We start from the raw sequence: 14,685 nt of genomic DNA on the forward strand, positions 1-14,685 counted from the left end.
TTCCAAAGCTTTCAGCAATCAGCTTTCAGCCATCAACCTGCGGCGCCAGTCTTTAAGCTGAACGCCGGGCACTGACGGCTGGCGGCTAGTTAAACAACCAAGGCTGCGCGGTACGGTGCTTGGCCTCGAATTCCTTGATCTTGTCCACTTGCTGCAAGGTCAGCCCGATATCGTCAAAACCATTCAGCAGGCAGTGCTTGCGGTGTCCATCCACGTCGAAACCAAACGATTGGCCGGAGGGCGTAGTTACGGTCTGGGTTTCCAGGTCAACCGTCAGCCTGTAGTCCTGCTGCTGCGCCACCTCGTTGAACAACCGATCGACAATCGCGGCATCCAGCTTGATCGGCAGGATGCCGTTCTTGAAACAGTTATTGAAGAAGATGTCGGCAAAGCTCGGCGCGATGATCGCGCGGAAGCCATAATCCAGCAGCGCCCAAGGCGCATGCTCGCGGCTGGAGCCGCAGCCGAAATTTTCGCGTGCCAGCAGCACGGACGCCCCTTGATAGCGCGGCTGGTTCAGTACGAAATCCGGATTCAGCGCACGCTTGCTGTTGTCCATGCCGGGCTCGCCGTGGTCGAGATAGCGCCACTCGTCGAATGCGTTCGGGCCGAAGCCGCTGCGCTTGATCGATTTCAGGAACTGCTTGGGGATGATGGCGTCGGTATCGACATTGGCACGATCCAGCGGCGCCACCAAGCCGTCTATTTTGGTAAAAGCTTGCATATTATTTGGTCGACTTCTGTACCGCTTCGCCAGCCTTCTCCAGATCCTTGCCCATGCCCTGCACGGTATTGCAGCCCGCGAGAGCAATCATGGCGCCCACCAGCATCAACGCGATCATTTTATTCATGGTTTCCCCTTACTCAACGAACAGCCGCACATCGACAAAATGCCCGGCCACGGCTGCGGCAGCCGCCATTTCCGGACTAACCAAATGCGTACGCCCACCCGGCCCCTGGCGGCCCTCGAAATTGCGATTGGAAGTCGCCGCGCAGCGCTCGCCCGGCTCCAGCCGGTCGGCATTCATCGCCAGGCACATCGAGCAGCCCGGCTCGCGCCACTCGAAACCGGCGTCCTTGAAAATCCTGTCCAGGCCTTCTTTTTCAGCCTGCGCCTTGACCAGGCCGGAGCCCGGCACCACCAGCGCCAGCTTGACGTTGGGGGCTATGTGCTTGCCCCTGGCAATCGCCGCCGCCGCGCGCAGGTCTTCGATGCGGGAATTGGTGCAGGAGCCGATGAATACCTTGTCGATCGCGATTTCGCCGATCGGCGTATTGGCCTGCAAGCCCATGTAGGCATAAGCGCGTTCCCAGTCGCCGCGCTGCACCTCGTTCCTGGCCTGCGCCAGATCGGGCACGCGGCCGTCCACTCCAACCACCATTTCCGGCGAGGTGCCCCAGGTGACTTGCGGCTGGATTACAGAGGCGTCCAGTTCCACCACCGCATCGAATTGCGCGCCTTCGTCGCTCTTCAGCGTGCGCCAGTAGGCAACGGCCTTGTCCCATTGTTGCGCGTTTGGCGAATACGGGCGACCCTTGAGGTAGTCGATGGTGATATCGTCCACCGCCACCATGCCTGCCCGTGCGCCGGCCTCGATCGCCATGTTGCATAGCGTCATGCGGCCCTCCATCGATAGCGCGCGAATCGCCGAACCGGCGAATTCGATCGCATGGCCGGTGCCGCCGGCGGTGCCGATTTTGCCGATCACCGCCAGCGCGATATCTTTCGCGGTCACGCCTTTCTGCAATTGCCCTTCTACCTTGACCTGCATCGCCTTGGATTTCTTGGCAACCAGGCATTGCGTGGCAAGCACATGCTCCACTTCGCTGGTGCCGATGCCATGCGCCAGCGCGGCAAATGCGCCGTGCGTACTGGTGTGCGAATCGCCGCATACCACGGTCATTCCCGGCAAGGTCGCACCCTGTTCCGGGCCGATGACGTGCACGATGCCCTGGCGCAGGTCGTTCATCCTGAATTCGGTGACGCCGAACTCGGCACAGTTCTGGTCCAGCGTTTCCACTTGCAGGCGCGAGATCGGGTCGGCGATGCCGGCGCTGCGGTCGGTGGTCGGCACGTTGTGGTCGGGCACGGCAAGTATGCTGCCCACGCGCCACGGCTTGCGTCCGGCCAGCTTCAGGCCCTCGAAGGCCTGCGGGCTGGTGACTTCATGCACCAGGTGGCGGTCGATATAGATCAGCGCGGTGCCATCGGCTTCCTGATGGACTACGTGAGATTCCCAGAGTTTGTCGTATAAAGTTTTTGCCATGTCAAATCTAATCAACCGCCGAAGAACGCCGATACACGCCGACAACCACCAGCTTTCCGGATTTTATCTGCGTTCATCGGCGCTTATCCGAGGTTAAATATCAATCCCTGAAATTACCAAACTGCAACGGGAAATCCGTCACCGACTTCTTCACATGCGCGATAGCGTCCTGCAGCAAATCGCGCTTGGCACCATTCACCCGCACCGTATCGCCCTGGATGCTGGCCTGCACCTTGAGGCCGGAATCCTTGATGAGTTTCACAATGCGCTTGGCCAGCTCGCTGTCGATGCCGGCGCGTATCTTCATTTCCTGCTTCACCTTGTTGCCGGACACCTTCTGTACGTCCTGCTGGTCGAGGCGCTTGCTGCTGTCGGCCTCTTTCTTTTCCAGCGCGGGAAACAGGATATCCTTGATCTGGTCGAGCTGGAAATCCGAATCGCCGTACAGCGTAATCAGATTATCTTTCTCGTTGAGGTCGACGCGGGCCGAGGTGCCCTTGAAATCGTAGCGGTTGGTGATCTGCCGTCCGGCCACGTCGATCGCGTTCTTGAGCGCGACCATATCGACTTCGGACGTGATATCGAAAGATGGCATCGCTATCTACCCTTTATTCAAAATGGCAGACGTAATCCAGCATCTCCACCGTTTCGATGTCGAAGCTGGAATTGCCCGGCACGGTGAACTTATCGCCGGCCTTGTAGGTTTTCCAGTGTTCCTCGCCCTTGAGGCGCACCTTGCATACGCCCAGGTTGAGCTCCATCACTTCCGGCGAAGCGGTGTTGAAGGTCAGTGTGCCGGGAAAAATAACGCCCAAAGTCTTGCGCGTGCCGTTGGGCAGCATAATAGTGTGGCTGACGCACTTGCCATCGAAATAGACGTTTGCCTTGGTCTTGACGCTGACATTATCGAACTGGGCCATGATTAACCTTTCTTATTGCGTAAATTGGCTGCGATGCGCATGCGCAACGCATTGAGCTTGATGAATCCGCCCGCGTCCTTCTGGTCGTAGGCGCCGGCGTCGTCCTCGAACGTGGCGATAGTCGGATCGAACAGCGAATCGGTCTTGCTGTCGCGACCGGTGACGATGACGTTGCCCTTGTACAGCTTGACGCGCACGAAGCCGTTGACGCTCTGTTGCGTGTGATCGATCAGCGTCTGTAGCGCCACGCGCTCCGGACTCCACCAGTAGCCGTTATAGATCAAACTGGCGTAACGCGGCATCAGGTCGTCCTTCAAGTGCGCGACTTCTCGATCCAGCGTCAGCGATTCGATGGCGCGGTGAGCACGCAACATAATCGTGCCGCCCGGGGTTTCGTAGCAGCCGCGCGACTTCATGCCGACGTAGCGGTTTTCCACCAGGTCGAGGCGGCCGATGCCGTGCTTGCCGCCCAGGCGGTTCAACTCGGCCAGGATTTCGTGCGGCTTCATTTTCTTGCCGTTGAGCGCTACCGGATCGCCCTTCTCGTACTCGATATCCAGATACTCGGCGGCATCGGGGGCCTTTTCCGGCGATACCGTCCAGCGCCACATCGATTCCTCGGCTTCCGCCGCCGGGTTTTCCAGATGGCGCCCCTCATAGGAGATATGCAGCAGGTTGGCGTCCATGGAATATGGGCTGCCGCCCTGCTTGTGCTTCATGTCGACCGGGATGCCATGCGTTTCGGCGTAAGCCATCAGTTTCTCGCGCGAGAGCAAATCCCACTCGCGCCATGGCGCGATGACCTTGATGTTGGGGTTGAGCGCATAAGCCCCCAACTCGAAACGTACCTGGTCGTTGCCCTTGCCGGTCGCGCCGTGGGAAATGGCGTCGCCATTGGTTTCACGGGCGATTTCAATCAGGCGCTTGGCGATCAGCGGGCGCGCGATCGAGGTGCCGAGCAGATATTCGCCTTCGTACACGGTGTTGGCGCGGAACATCGGGAACACGAAGTCGCGCACGAACTCCTCGCGCAGATCGTCGATGTAGATTTCCTTGACGCCGAACTTCTTCGCCTTCGCGCGCGCCGGCTCCAGTTCTTCGCCCTGGCCGATGTCGGCGGTGAAGGTCACCACTTCGCACTGGTACACGTCCTGCAGCCACTTCAGGATCACCGAAGTATCCAGCCCGCCGGAATAGGCGAGCACGACTTTCTTGATATCACTCATTGACTTACTTTTCCTAACAAAAGATATTCCATCAGCGCCTTCTGGACATGCAGGCGATTTTCCGCTTCATCCCATACCACGCTTTGCGGCCCGTCGATGACCTCCGCCGCGACCTCTTCGCCGCGGTGCGCCGGCAGACAGTGCATGAATACCGCGTCCCTAGTAGCGACACGCATCATGTCGGCATCCACCTGCCAGTCGGCGAAATCGCGCATGCGTTCTTCGTTCTCGGCCTCGAAGCCCATGCTGGTCCACACGTCGGTGGTCACCAGATCGGCGCCGCGCGCGGCTTCCATCGGGTCGGCGAATTCCTCGTAGTGCGCGTGTCCGTACAATCCGGCGCGCTCCTGCTCCACCTCGTAGCCCGGCGGCGTGGAAACGTGCACGTTGAAATCCAGCACTTCCGCCGCCTGCAGCCAGGTGTTGCAGACGTTGTTGGAATCGCCTATCCACGCCACCGTCTTGCCCTGGATCGGCCCCCTGTGCTCGATGAAGGTGTAGATGTCGGCCAGGATCTGGCACGGATGGTATTCGTTGGTCAGCCCGTTGATCACCGGCACGCGCGAGTTGGCGGCGAAGCGCTCGATGATCTCCTGCTCGAAAGTGCGGATCATCACGATATCGCTCATGCGCGATATCACCTGCGCCGCGTCTTCCACCGGCTCGCCGCGTCCCAGCTGGGAGTCGCGCGTGTTGAGGTAGATCGCCGAACCGCCCAGCTGCTGCATGCCGGCCTCGAAGCTCAAACGCGTGCGCGTGCTGGCTTTCTCGAAAATCATCACCAGCGTGCGGTCGGTCAGCGGCCAATACTGCTGGTAGGCCTTGAACTGCTGCTTGATCCAGCACGTGCGCTCGAACAGGTGCGTCAACTCGTCGCGGCTCAAATCCCTGAATTGCAGGAAATGCCGGATCATGCCGCTTGCCCCAGAAATTTCCTGATCAGCCCCGACAGTATGTCGACCAGCTTTGCGGCTTCCTCCTGACTCAGAATGAGCGGCGGCAGCAGACGCACCACCGTATCCGCGGTCACGTTGATCAGCAGCCCGACATCAAGAGCCTGCCTTACCAGGTCTCCGCACGGCCGGTCGAGCTCGATGCCGATCATGAGGCCGGCGTTGCGTATCGTCACCACACCCGACACATTTTTCAGCCGGGCGGACAAGGCTTCATGTATCCAGTTGCCCAACTGCTCGGCATGGGTGCCCAAAGCATCTTGTTCGATGGTATCCAGCGTCGCCAATGCCGCGACGCAGGCCAGCGGATTACCACCGAAAGTGGAGCCGTGCTTGCCCGGCGTAAACACATTCGCCGCCACGCCACGCGCCAGGCAAGCGCCGATCGGCACGCCGGAACCCAGTCCTTTGGCCAATGTCACCACGTCCGGTTCGATGCCGGCATGCTGGAAAGCAAACCAGGTACCGGTGCGGGCGATGCCGCTTTGCACCTCGTCCAGCATCAAGAGCCAGCCGTGCGTGTCGCATATCTCGCGCAGGCCGCGCAGGTATGCGGCGCCGTCGCGGGGAATATTGATGCCACCCTCGCCTTGCACCGGCTCGACCAGCACCGCCACCACATTGGGGTTGCGCCCGGCCACCTGCTTGACCGCATCCAGATCGTCGAACGGCACGCGCACAAAACCCGGCACCAGCGGCTCGAAGCCTGCCTGCACCTTGCGGTTGCCGGTGGCGGAAAGCGTCGCCAGCGTGCGGCCGTGGAAAGACTTGTCCATTACCACGATGGCGGGGTTTTCTATGCCCTTGCCGTGGCCGTACAAGCGTGCCAGCTTGATTGCCGCCTCGTTGGCCTCGCAGCCGGAATTGCAGAAGAACGCCTTGTCCATGCCCGACAGTGCGCACAGGCGATCCGCCAGGCGCGACTGCTCGGCAATCTGGTAAATATTGGAAACATGGATCAGCCTGCCCGCCTGTTCGCTGATCGCCCTGGTCAAGGCGGGATGGGCATGGCCCAGGCCGTTGACGGCGACACCGGCAAGAGCGTCCAGGTAGCGCTTGCCTTCGGTATCCCAAAGCCAGACGCCATCGCCCCTGACGAAAGTCACCGGCTGCCGGCCGTAAGTGGTCATCAAATGTTGTTGCGACATATTTTTTCGATCACGCTTTTTCGATCATAAAAACAGGAACGGCGGCTAACGCCGCCGCTCGCCATTATTTGAAACTCCCTGTCAGAGGCCGAATACGGCCCGGTGCGACAGGCCGCCTGCCATGAAAAACAGCAGGGGCAGGGACAGCATCATATTGGTACGCGAAGCCAGCAGCGCAATCCGTCGCGCCTTGGCTTTTTCCTCATCCGTGGCCGGCTTGATGCCGAGCACTTTTTTCTGGTTGGGCCAAATCAGGCCCCAAACATTCAGCAGCATGATCGTACCCAACCATGCGCCGACGCCGATCCCGGCAAACTCCGGCTGCAGGGTAAATGCCGCACCGAAATTCGGCCCCAGCAAGGCGGCCCCGGCCAACCAGGTCACTACCGCAGACCAGCGGAACCACAGTAACGCACGCGGTGCGACATGCTTGGTGATGCCAGCCGCCGTGCCGTCCGCAGCGGCATCCTTCAGTGCCGGCACCTGCACCAGATTGAAATAATACAGCAGGCCTATCCAGGTAATGCCGGCTGCGAAGTGTATCCAACGCGCAAATGCAGGAACGATTTCCATGTTAAACCCCCGCCACAATAAAGTTTCGCAAGAACAGGTACAGCAAGGCCGTAAGAATCAGACCGGAAACAATCGTACCCACAATCGAATCAAGCGGATTTTTCATAGCCATCCTCGCAATCGCGTGAATTCAGGGGTTTAAAGGGTATAACAAAAGGCCGTTTCAGGCAAGGAAAGCGCTATTTTGCAAGCTGCGTCAAAACACGCGAAGCCGCTATAAAACCGAAACTGGCGGTAACGCATACGGACGAACCGAACCCCGCGCAATTAAGGCCGGTGATGCCGCCCTGGTCAACATCGCACGCCTGCTCGCTTTCGGGATATTTCAGCGGCTCTTCGGAATAGACGCACTCGATCCCGAACTTCTTTTTCCGGTCGCGCGGAAACCCGTAATTCTTGCGCAGCAGCGAGCGTATTCTTGAAGCCAGCGGATCCTGGATGGTGCGGGAAAGATCGTCGATGCGAATGCGCGACGGATCGACCTGCCCGCCCGCGCTGCCGGTGGTGATCAGCCGCACGCCGTGCAATCGGCACCAGGCGATCAGCGCGGCCTTGACCCGCGTCTGGTCGATGGCATCCAGCACATGGTCGTAGCCGCGTCCGAGCAGCGCATCCAGATTATCCTCGGCGACGAACTCCTCGATCACGTCCACGACGCACGCCGGATTGATGGCATGGATGCGCTCGGCCATCGCCACTACCTTGGCCTTGCCGAATTCATCCCCCAAGGCGTGAATCTGGCGGTTGGCGTTGGATTCCGCCACATGATCCAGATCGATCAAGGTCAAGTGGCCGATGGCGCTGCGGGCCAGCGCCTCTGCTGCCCACGAACCGACGCCGCCGATGCCGATCACGCAGACATGCGCGCTGCGAAAACGCTGCAGCGCCTCCGCTCCGTAAAGCCGGGCCACCCCTCCAAAACGCCGTTCCAGATCCGCTTCCATGCAATTCCGCCGTGCTTACATAAAGAGCGCATGATAAGCCAAACATCGCAATTGGCTGAAAGCCGATATCAGCCAAACTGGTAATGCTTGCGTAAAGGCTTGCGGACATTCCAGGTACAAGACATACCCGCCGGGAACGTCACCAGGTCACCCTTGCCGAAACTCACCGGCTCTCCGCCATTCGGCGTGACGGTGACTTCGCCTTCGAGGATGTAGGCGACTTCCTGATCACTGTATGTCCACGGAAAAACAGATATCTCTTTCGACCAAGTCGGCCAACTGGTAACGCCAAGCTCTTTCAAACGGCTGGGATCAGGGGAATGCTCTACGACGATACGGCTCATGATGCATCCTTATGACTGATTAAGGGGTTGATAAGGCTACAAAAACGGGAATCGCAATTCGCATCCGCATGACTTTCAATCCGCAGTCTTCTCTATCGATCGGAATCTCGCAGACCAACGTTTCGACGGTAAATTGCCGAGAAAAAAGTATTCAAACTCTTCCGCAGTTAACCTAGCATGTTGATGATCGGTATAAGCAGCCACCTCATCGCCATGTTCATTTTTAACGATATGGATAGTCATATTCCACCGTTTTCATGTATCAACTGGATGGAACTCAATAGTGCTTTATGACAGAGCGTTAAGTCAATCCAGTCTTGCCTTCGATAGAGTCTGAGAAGCAGTATTTCAGGCTCGAAAGTGTCTAGTGGACCTGGGGCAATTCAGAATTACATTGTCGGGTTTCGATGGTTACCGAATGGCAATGTCGATGCCATGCTTCATAAATTCAGCCCTGTAGCGGTAGAACGTAGCTTTTGGATACATTCCTCGCAAATCTTCGCCATCCTTCCAAAGCTTATAGACGGAAACAAGGTGGCACGGAAGCTCTTAACGATTGCAGGAGTGAGGCTAAACTTTTTAGCCACATCTAGGCTCTCAATGAGCGCAAAAGCAAATTAATGAGATGGGTCCGGGGGAATGCTCGGATTCGCGTTGCATCCGCGAATCCTCGGCCCTGCGGGCCCGTTTGCGCTAGCGCAAACGTCCAAGCGAGCGGTGCTCGCTTAGTCGAACCCAGCTAGGGGTTCTCATCCACCCGCAACTTCATCAAATAAAAAAGGGCACCCTTTCGGGTACCCTTTTTTATTTGGTGGAGCCGGGGGGAATCGAACCCCCGTCCGCAAGCCCGCTACAGGCAGTTCTACATACTTAGCCTGGTTGTTTGATTTAACCTTGCAACCGCCAACCGGCGGGCTGAGGCAAGGCGAGTTGCCTTGGATTTAATGCCGAGCAAAGCAACCCTGCACGACACGTATCCCGTGTATATGACGCTGCGATGGGTTTCCCCACCCACCCCACGGGAGAGATGGTGCAGCGTCCAGCCGGATTAAGCGGCTAGAGCGTAAGTTTCGTCGTTGGCGACTATACTTGTTCCAGTTGTATTTACGAGGTGACTGGCCCTCGGTATGCACTACACTGCTTTGTAACCCACGTCGAAGCCATGTCGGCCCCAGATTGAATCAGATCGATGCCGGCACAACAAGTTCCGCCAGCGTTTTCGATTATACGCTTATTTGTTTGCGTGCCGCATGATGCGGGCTTTTTCGCGTTCCCAGTCGCGTTCTTTTTCGGTTTCGCGCTTATCGTACTGCTTCTTGCCCTTGGCGAGACCGATCTGCACTTTGACCCTTCCCCGGGTGTAATGCATGTCGATCGGCACCAGCGTATAGCCGGCGCGCTCCACCTGCCCGATCAGCTTGGCAATCTGCTCGTTGTGCAGCAATAGCTTGCGGGTGCGCGTCGCATCCGGACGGACATGGGTGGAGGCCGAGCCCAGCGGGGTGACGTGGCAGCCGATCAGGTAAATCTCGCCGCGCTGGATGATCACATAGGCTTCCTTGAGCTGCACCTTGCCCTCGCGGATGGCCTTGACTTCCCACCCTTCGAGCACGATACCTGCCTCGTACTTCTCTTCGATGAAGTAATCGTGAAAGGCTTTTTTGTTCTGGGCAATGCTCATGACGGACAGTTGGCTTAAAATCGCTATATTCTACATGAGAGCCTTATCACCGATGGCCGACGTTCACAAAACCGTGCTGGTGCCCTACTCTGCCGAGCAGATGTTCGCCCTGGTGGACCAGGCCGAACGCTACCCGGAGTTTCTACCCTGGTGCGGCGGGGTCGACCTGCATTGGCGCAACGGCACGAGCACCTCGGCTACGCTGCATATCGATTACCACGGCCTCAAGCAGAATTTCACCACGGAAAATACCAAGGAATTTCCCACCCTGATGGACATCCGCCTGGTAAGTGGCCCCTTCCGCCATCTGGAAGGCGTATGGAAGTTCGTCCCGTTGGCAGAAGATGCGTGCAAGATCGACTTCAGGTTACACTACGAATTTGCCAGCCCGTTGCTGGAAAAGATCATTGCCCCCGTTTTTAGCCGCATTGCCGATACCTTTGTCGATGCCTTTGTCGAACGGGCAGAGAAAGTTTATTGAGACGCCCCGAACATGAGCAAAACCATTCCCGTTGAAGTCGCCTATGCGCTGCCCGCCCAGCAGATATTGCTGCAAATAAATGTCGCGGAAGGCACCACGGCAGAGCAGGCGGTTCGCGCGAGCGGTATTCTGGAAAAATTCCCGGGGATCGATCTGGCGCAGAACCGGATCGGAATTTTCGGCAAGCTGACCAAACCCGACAGCGTACTGCACGAAAACGACAGGGTAGAGATCTATCGGCCGTTAATCGCCGACCCCAAGGGAGTCAGGCGTCAGCGTGCGGCCGAAGGCAAGGCGATGAAAAAAGGCGGCGGAGATTTGCCCGCCGAATAGCAGTCAACTGCCGCACCACCTGGAGATTTCCTGCTTGGCCTCATCCAGCTTCTGTTTGGCTTCATTGTCATCCAGATAGACTCTCTCACCTTTTTCGTTGATCTTGCTGATCCGTCCGCCTATCTGGTAGGTCTGCAAATTAGCCTTGGCCGCCTTGCAATTTTCATCTTTGAGTTTTTGCTCAGCCTGTTTGTCCTCGTTAGCCTTATCAGCTTTCTTTTTTGCCTCTTCGGCTTCCTGCTTCTTGCGTTTGGCATCCAGCTCTAAATCCGCCGGAGTTTTCTGGAGTGTCGTCTGTTTGGGTTTGGCCGCATCAGCCGGAACAGGAGGCTGACCCGGCTGGGGGATGCCGGCTTTCCCCGGCAGCGAATCAACCACAGGCGGCGTTTCGGCCTGTGATATCGGCGGCTTTTTAACGAACATGGGTTCGCACTTAACTCCGCGTTCGGAAGACATCTGGCCCGAATAGCTGATTTTGCCGCTGGGCGCCCGACATTTATAGGTCTCACCCACAGCGGCGAATGGCATGATCGCCAATCCTAATACCAACAACCTGCCGTATTTATTCATTGCAAAACCTTCCCCGCGATGTTTATCAAACGCTTAGACCATATCCTTGACGATGGGTGATCGTCAATCCCAATTTACCAGCACGGCATCAGCCTGTATAATTTCTTTTTGCCACTAAGGATAAAATCTATGCGCCTGCTGCAGAAAGCGCTCACGTTCGACGATGTATTGCTGGTTCCGGCACACTCGGACGTCATGCCCCGCGATGTGATCCTGGCCACCCGCCTCACCCGCGAAATCACGCTCAACATCCCCGTCGTATCCGCCGCAATGGATACCGTAACCGAAGCGCCGCTCGCCATTGCGCTGGCCCAGGAAGGCGGTATCGGCATCATCCACAAGAACATGAGCGCCGCCCAGCAGGCTGCGCACGTGGCCCGCGTCAAGCGTTTCGAATCCGGCGTGGTGCACGATCCGGTGACCATTTCGCCGTCGATGACGGTGCGCGACGTGCTGGAACTGACGCGTCGCCATCGCATCTCCGGCCTGCCGGTGGTGGAAGGCAAGCAAGTGGTCGGTATCGTCACCAACCGCGACCTGCGCTTTGAAACCAATCTCGACCAGCCGGTGAGCGGCATCATGACCCCGCGCGAGCGCCTGGTCACGGTGCGGGAAGGCACGCCGCGCGAGGAGGCGATGAAGCTGCTGCACAAGCACCGCATAGAGCGCGTGCTGGTGGTGAACGAGGCTTTCGACCTTAAGGGCCTGATTACCGTCAAGGATATCCAGAAATCATCCGAACACCCGCTTGCCTGCAAGGATGAGCAAGGCCGGCTGCGCGCCGGTGCCGCGGTAGGCGTCGGCGAGGGCACCGAAGAGCGCGTCGCCGCGTTGGCCGAGGCAGGCGTGGACGTGATCGTGGTCGATACCGCGCACGGCCATTCGCAAGGCGTGCTGTCGCGCGTCCAGTGGGTGAAAAAGAATTTCCCGCAGGTACAGGTCATCGGCGGCAACATCGCCACCGCGGAAGCCGCCAAAGCGCTGGTGGATCACGGCGCCGACGGCGTCAAGGTCGGCATCGGCCCCGGCTCGATTTGCACCACGCGCATCGTCGCCGGCGTCGGCGTGCCGCAGATCACCGCGATCAGCAACGTCGCCAAGGCGCTGGAAGGCAGCGGTGTGCCGTTCATCGGCGACGGCGGCATCCGCTACTCCGGCGACATCTCCAAGGCGATCGCAGCCGGCGCCAATGCCGTCATGCTGGGCGGCCTGTTTGCCGGCACCGAGGAAGCTCCGGGAGAAATCGAACTGTTCCAGGGGCGCTCGTACAAATCCTACCGCGGCATGGGTAGCCTGGGCGCGATGCAGAAAGGCTCCAGCGACCGTTACTTCCAGGACGCCGAGGCCAATGCCGACAAGCTGGTGCCGGAGGGCGTGGAAGGACGCGTGCCCTACAAGGGCAGCGTGCTGGCGGTGATTCACCAGCTGATGGGCGGCCTGCGTGCCTCGATGGGTTACGTCGGCTGCGCCACCATCGATGAAATGCGCGCGCGGGCGCAGTTTGTCGAGATCACGTCATCTGGCATCCGCGAATCGCATGTGCACGATGTGCAGATCACCAAGGAAGCACCTAACTATCATATCGATTAACGAAATAGCCACAGAGGGCACAGAGATCACGGAGAGCCCCTGTTTTCCTCACTCTGTGCCCTCTGTGTTCCGCGTGGCTAAAAAATGTCCCATCAAAAAATCCTGATTCTAGATTTCGGCTCCCAATATACCCAGTTGATCGCCCGCCGCGTGCGCGAGCAACAGGTCTATTGCGAATTGCATTCGCACGATGTTTCAGACGAATTCGTTCGGGAATTCAATCCTGCCGGGATTATTCTGTCGGGCGGACCGAATTCCGTTTATGAGGACGAAACGCCGCGGGCGCCGGATGCGGTGTTCCAGCTTGGCGTACCGGTATTCGGCATCTGCTACGGCATGCAAACCATGGCGGCGCAGCTGGGGGGCAAGGTGGAGAATGCCCACAAGCGCGAATTCGGCTATGCGGAAATCCGCGCGCGCGGCCATTCGGCGCTGTTCAGCGACATCGAGGACCGCCGCAACGAAGAAGGCCACGGCCTGCTGGACGTGTGGATGAGCCACGGCGACAAGGTGACGGAACTGCCGCAAGGCTTCAAGGTCATCGCCGGCAACGACTCCACGCCGATTGCCGGCATGGCGGACGAATCCCGCAAATATTACGCGGTGCAGTTCCACCCGGAAGTCACGCACACGCTCAAGGGCCGCGACATCCTCGCACGCTTCGTGCACGAGATCTGCGGCTGCGGCCACGACTGGAACATGCCGGACTACGTAGCCGAAGCGGTAGAGAAAATCCGCGCCCAGGTGGGCCGCGAGGAAGTGATCCTGGGGCTCTCCGGCGGCGTCGATTCCTCGGTCGCGGCAGCGCTGATCCATCGCGCCATCGGCGATCAATTGACTTGCGTATTTGTCGACAACGGCCTGCTGCGCCTCAATGAAGCAGAGCAGGTGATGCTGACCTTCGCCCGCAATCTCGGCGTCAGGGTAATCCACGTCGATGCTGCCGCGCAGTTCATGGGCCATCTCCAGGGTGTTTCCGACCCCGAAGCCAAGCGCAAGATCATCGGCCGCGAATTCGTCGAGGTATTCCAGGCCGAAGCCAAGAAATTGCCGCAAGCCAAATGGCTGGCGCAGGGCACCATCTACCCGGACGTGATCGAATCCGCCGGCGCCAAGACCAAGAAGGCGCACACCATCAAGAGCCACCACAATGTCGGCGGCCTGCCGGAAACGTTGCATCTCAAGCTGCTGGAGCCGCTGCGCGAACTGTTCAAGGACGAAGTGCGCGAGTTGGGCATCGCCCTTGGCCTGGCCCACGAGATGGTGTACCGCCACCCCTTCCCCGGCCCCGGCCTGGGCGTACGCATCCTGGGCGAAGTGAAGCAGGAATTCACCGACTTGCTGCGCCGCGCCGATGCCATTTTCATCGACGAACTGCGCGCCGCCGACTGGTACGACAAGACCTCGCAGGCGTTCGCGGTGTTCCTGCCGGTGAAGTCGGTAGGCGTGATGGGCGACGGCCGCACCTACGAATACGTGGTGGCACTGCGCGCAGTGGAAACTTCCGACTTCATGACCGCGCACTGGGCCGAACTGCCGCACAGCCTGCTGGGCAAGGTGTCCAACCGCATCATCAACGAAGTGCGCGGCATCAACCGCGTGGTCTATGACATCTCCGGCAAACCGCCGGCGACCATCGAGTGGGAGTAGCCGCC

General features: G+C 58.8%; 17 protein-coding genes, 1 other RNA gene and 1 pseudogene. 4 read left to right on the top strand and 15 right to left on the bottom strand.

Annotated features, from left to right (window positions below):
• Positions 1 to 85: 85 nt before the first annotated feature.
• From leuD to smpB, 14 genes and pseudogenes are all read right to left on the bottom strand, one after another.
• Entirely contained in the window at positions 86 to 724 is a 639-nt protein-coding gene (gene leuD, locus VGK14_RS11325) for a 3-isopropylmalate dehydratase small subunit (protein WP_331509200.1), read from the bottom strand.
• Between the two features lies 1 nt (position 725).
• Positions 726 to 851, bottom strand: coding sequence for an entericidin A/B family lipoprotein (locus tag VGK14_RS11330; RefSeq protein WP_331509201.1), 126 nt, complete (start codon positions 849 to 851; stop codon positions 726 to 728).
• Between the two features lie 9 nt (positions 852 to 860).
• Positions 861 to 2,267: a 3-isopropylmalate dehydratase large subunit gene (gene leuC / locus VGK14_RS11335; RefSeq protein ID WP_331509202.1), complete on the bottom strand. Its 1,407-nt coding sequence runs from the start codon at positions 2,265 to 2,267 to the stop codon at positions 861 to 863.
• 100 nt (positions 2,268 to 2,367) lie between these two features.
• Entirely contained in the window at positions 2,368 to 2,862 is a 495-nt protein-coding gene (locus tag VGK14_RS11340; protein WP_331509203.1) for a YajQ family cyclic di-GMP-binding protein, read from the bottom strand.
• Between the two features lie 13 nt (positions 2,863 to 2,875).
• Positions 2,876 to 3,187, bottom strand: coding sequence for a pyrimidine/purine nucleoside phosphorylase (locus VGK14_RS11345; RefSeq protein ID WP_331509204.1), 312 nt, complete (start codon positions 3,185 to 3,187; stop codon positions 2,876 to 2,878).
• 2 nt (positions 3,188 to 3,189) lie between these two features.
• Positions 3,190 to 4,413: an argininosuccinate synthase gene (locus tag VGK14_RS11350; RefSeq protein ID WP_331509205.1), complete on the bottom strand. Its 1,224-nt coding sequence runs from the start codon at positions 4,411 to 4,413 to the stop codon at positions 3,190 to 3,192.
• Positions 4,410 to 5,327: an ornithine carbamoyltransferase gene (gene argF / locus VGK14_RS11355; protein WP_331509206.1), complete on the bottom strand. Its 918-nt coding sequence runs from the start codon at positions 5,325 to 5,327 to the stop codon at positions 4,410 to 4,412. Before argF ends, VGK14_RS11350 begins: the two co-directional genes overlap by 4 nt.
• Positions 5,324 to 6,496 (bottom strand): aspartate aminotransferase family protein, encoded by a 1,173-nt coding sequence (locus VGK14_RS11360; protein WP_331509207.1) that lies wholly within the window; start codon positions 6,494 to 6,496, stop codon positions 5,324 to 5,326. The genes argF and VGK14_RS11360 overlap by 4 nt, the downstream gene beginning before the upstream one ends.
• Positions 6,497 to 6,595: 99 nt before the next feature.
• Positions 6,596 to 7,087, bottom strand: coding sequence for a urate hydroxylase PuuD (locus VGK14_RS11365; RefSeq protein WP_331509208.1), 492 nt, complete (start codon positions 7,085 to 7,087; stop codon positions 6,596 to 6,598).
• 179 nt (positions 7,088 to 7,266) lie between these two features.
• The gene (tcdA, locus tag VGK14_RS11370; RefSeq protein WP_331509209.1) at positions 7,267 to 8,031 is read right to left on the bottom strand and encodes a tRNA cyclic N6-threonylcarbamoyladenosine(37) synthase TcdA; all 765 of its coding nucleotides are present in this window, start codon (positions 8,029 to 8,031) and stop codon (positions 7,267 to 7,269) included.
• 68 nt (positions 8,032 to 8,099) lie between these two features.
• On the bottom strand, positions 8,100 to 8,375 hold the full coding sequence (locus VGK14_RS11375) for a cupin domain-containing protein (protein ID WP_331509210.1): 276 nt from the start codon (positions 8,373 to 8,375) through the stop codon (positions 8,100 to 8,102).
• A gap of 411 nt (positions 8,376 to 8,786) precedes the next feature.
• Positions 8,787 to 8,885: pseudogene (locus VGK14_RS14660) on the bottom strand (phage/plasmid replication domain-containing protein); the annotation flags it as partial.
• A gap of 299 nt (positions 8,886 to 9,184) precedes the next feature.
• Positions 9,185 to 9,548, bottom strand: a transfer-messenger RNA (tmRNA) gene (gene ssrA / locus VGK14_RS11380).
• Positions 9,549 to 9,606: 58 nt separating this feature from the next.
• A complete protein-coding gene (gene smpB, locus VGK14_RS11385) occupies positions 9,607 to 10,056 on the bottom strand; it encodes an SsrA-binding protein SmpB (protein ID WP_331509211.1) in 450 nt (149 codons plus the stop codon).
• A 52-nt stretch (positions 10,057 to 10,108) separates the two neighbouring features.
• Between smpB and VGK14_RS11390 the strand changes: the two genes are divergently transcribed.
• Both VGK14_RS11390 and VGK14_RS11395 read left to right on the top strand, forming a co-directional pair.
• A complete protein-coding gene (locus VGK14_RS11390) occupies positions 10,109 to 10,537 on the top strand; it encodes a type II toxin-antitoxin system RatA family toxin (RefSeq protein ID WP_331509232.1) in 429 nt (142 codons plus the stop codon).
• A 12-nt stretch (positions 10,538 to 10,549) separates the two neighbouring features.
• Positions 10,550 to 10,870, top strand: a complete 321-nt coding sequence (locus VGK14_RS11395; protein WP_331509212.1) for an RnfH family protein — start codon at positions 10,550 to 10,552, stop codon at positions 10,868 to 10,870.
• Between the two features lie 3 nt (positions 10,871 to 10,873).
• On the opposite strand, the gene VGK14_RS11400 is transcribed toward VGK14_RS11395, so the two are convergent.
• Complete coding sequence (locus VGK14_RS11400; RefSeq protein ID WP_331509213.1) at positions 10,874 to 11,440, bottom strand: hypothetical protein; 567 nt, start codon at positions 11,438 to 11,440, stop codon at positions 10,874 to 10,876.
• 129 nt (positions 11,441 to 11,569) lie between these two features.
• Here VGK14_RS11400 and guaB point away from each other — a divergent pair, with 129 nt between their 5' ends.
• Together guaB and guaA are read left to right on the top strand one after the other, a co-directional pair.
• On the top strand, positions 11,570 to 13,030 hold the full coding sequence (gene guaB, locus VGK14_RS11405) for an IMP dehydrogenase (protein WP_331509214.1): 1,461 nt from the start codon (positions 11,570 to 11,572) through the stop codon (positions 13,028 to 13,030).
• 84 nt (positions 13,031 to 13,114) lie between these two features.
• Positions 13,115 to 14,680, top strand: a complete 1,566-nt coding sequence (gene guaA, locus VGK14_RS11410; RefSeq protein ID WP_331509215.1) for a glutamine-hydrolyzing GMP synthase — start codon at positions 13,115 to 13,117, stop codon at positions 14,678 to 14,680.
• The last annotated feature ends 5 nt before the right edge of the window (positions 14,681 to 14,685 follow it).

It is taken from the genome of Novimethylophilus sp., from assembly GCF_036504375.1.
Taxonomy (GTDB): domain Bacteria; phylum Pseudomonadota; class Gammaproteobacteria; order Burkholderiales; family Methylophilaceae; genus Novimethylophilus.

Coding starts and splice junctions, on each gene's coding strand:
- smpB (WP_331509211.1), bottom strand. CDS start 10,056: ATGAGCATTGCCCAGAACAAAAAAGCCTTTCACGATTACTTCATCGAA.
- leuC (WP_331509202.1), bottom strand. CDS start 2,267: ATGGCAAAAACTTTATACGACAAACTCTGGGAATCTCACGTAGTCCAT.
- VGK14_RS11345 (WP_331509204.1), bottom strand. CDS start 3,187: ATGGCCCAGTTCGATAATGTCAGCGTCAAGACCAAGGCAAACGTCTAT.
- VGK14_RS11395 (WP_331509212.1), top strand. CDS start 10,550: ATGAGCAAAACCATTCCCGTTGAAGTCGCCTATGCGCTGCCCGCCCAG.
- argF (WP_331509206.1), bottom strand. CDS start 5,327: ATGATCCGGCATTTCCTGCAATTCAGGGATTTGAGCCGCGACGAGTTG.
- guaA (WP_331509215.1), top strand. CDS start 13,115: ATGTCCCATCAAAAAATCCTGATTCTAGATTTCGGCTCCCAATATACC.
- VGK14_RS11350 (WP_331509205.1), bottom strand. CDS start 4,413: ATGAGTGATATCAAGAAAGTCGTGCTCGCCTATTCCGGCGGGCTGGAT.
- VGK14_RS11365 (WP_331509208.1), bottom strand. CDS start 7,087: ATGGAAATCGTTCCTGCATTTGCGCGTTGGATACACTTCGCAGCCGGC.
- leuD (WP_331509200.1), bottom strand. CDS start 724: ATGCAAGCTTTTACCAAAATAGACGGCTTGGTGGCGCCGCTGGATCGT.
- VGK14_RS11390 (WP_331509232.1), top strand. CDS start 10,109: ATGGCCGACGTTCACAAAACCGTGCTGGTGCCCTACTCTGCCGAGCAG.
- VGK14_RS11400 (WP_331509213.1), bottom strand. CDS start 11,440: ATGAATAAATACGGCAGGTTGTTGGTATTAGGATTGGCGATCATGCCA.
- guaB (WP_331509214.1), top strand. CDS start 11,570: ATGCGCCTGCTGCAGAAAGCGCTCACGTTCGACGATGTATTGCTGGTT.
- VGK14_RS11360 (WP_331509207.1), bottom strand. CDS start 6,496: ATGACCACTTACGGCCGGCAGCCGGTGACTTTCGTCAGGGGCGATGGC.
- VGK14_RS11340 (WP_331509203.1), bottom strand. CDS start 2,862: ATGCCATCTTTCGATATCACGTCCGAAGTCGATATGGTCGCGCTCAAG.
- VGK14_RS11330 (WP_331509201.1), bottom strand. CDS start 851: ATGAATAAAATGATCGCGTTGATGCTGGTGGGCGCCATGATTGCTCTC.
- VGK14_RS11375 (WP_331509210.1), bottom strand. CDS start 8,375: ATGAGCCGTATCGTCGTAGAGCATTCCCCTGATCCCAGCCGTTTGAAA.
- tcdA (WP_331509209.1), bottom strand. CDS start 8,031: ATGGAAGCGGATCTGGAACGGCGTTTTGGAGGGGTGGCCCGGCTTTAC.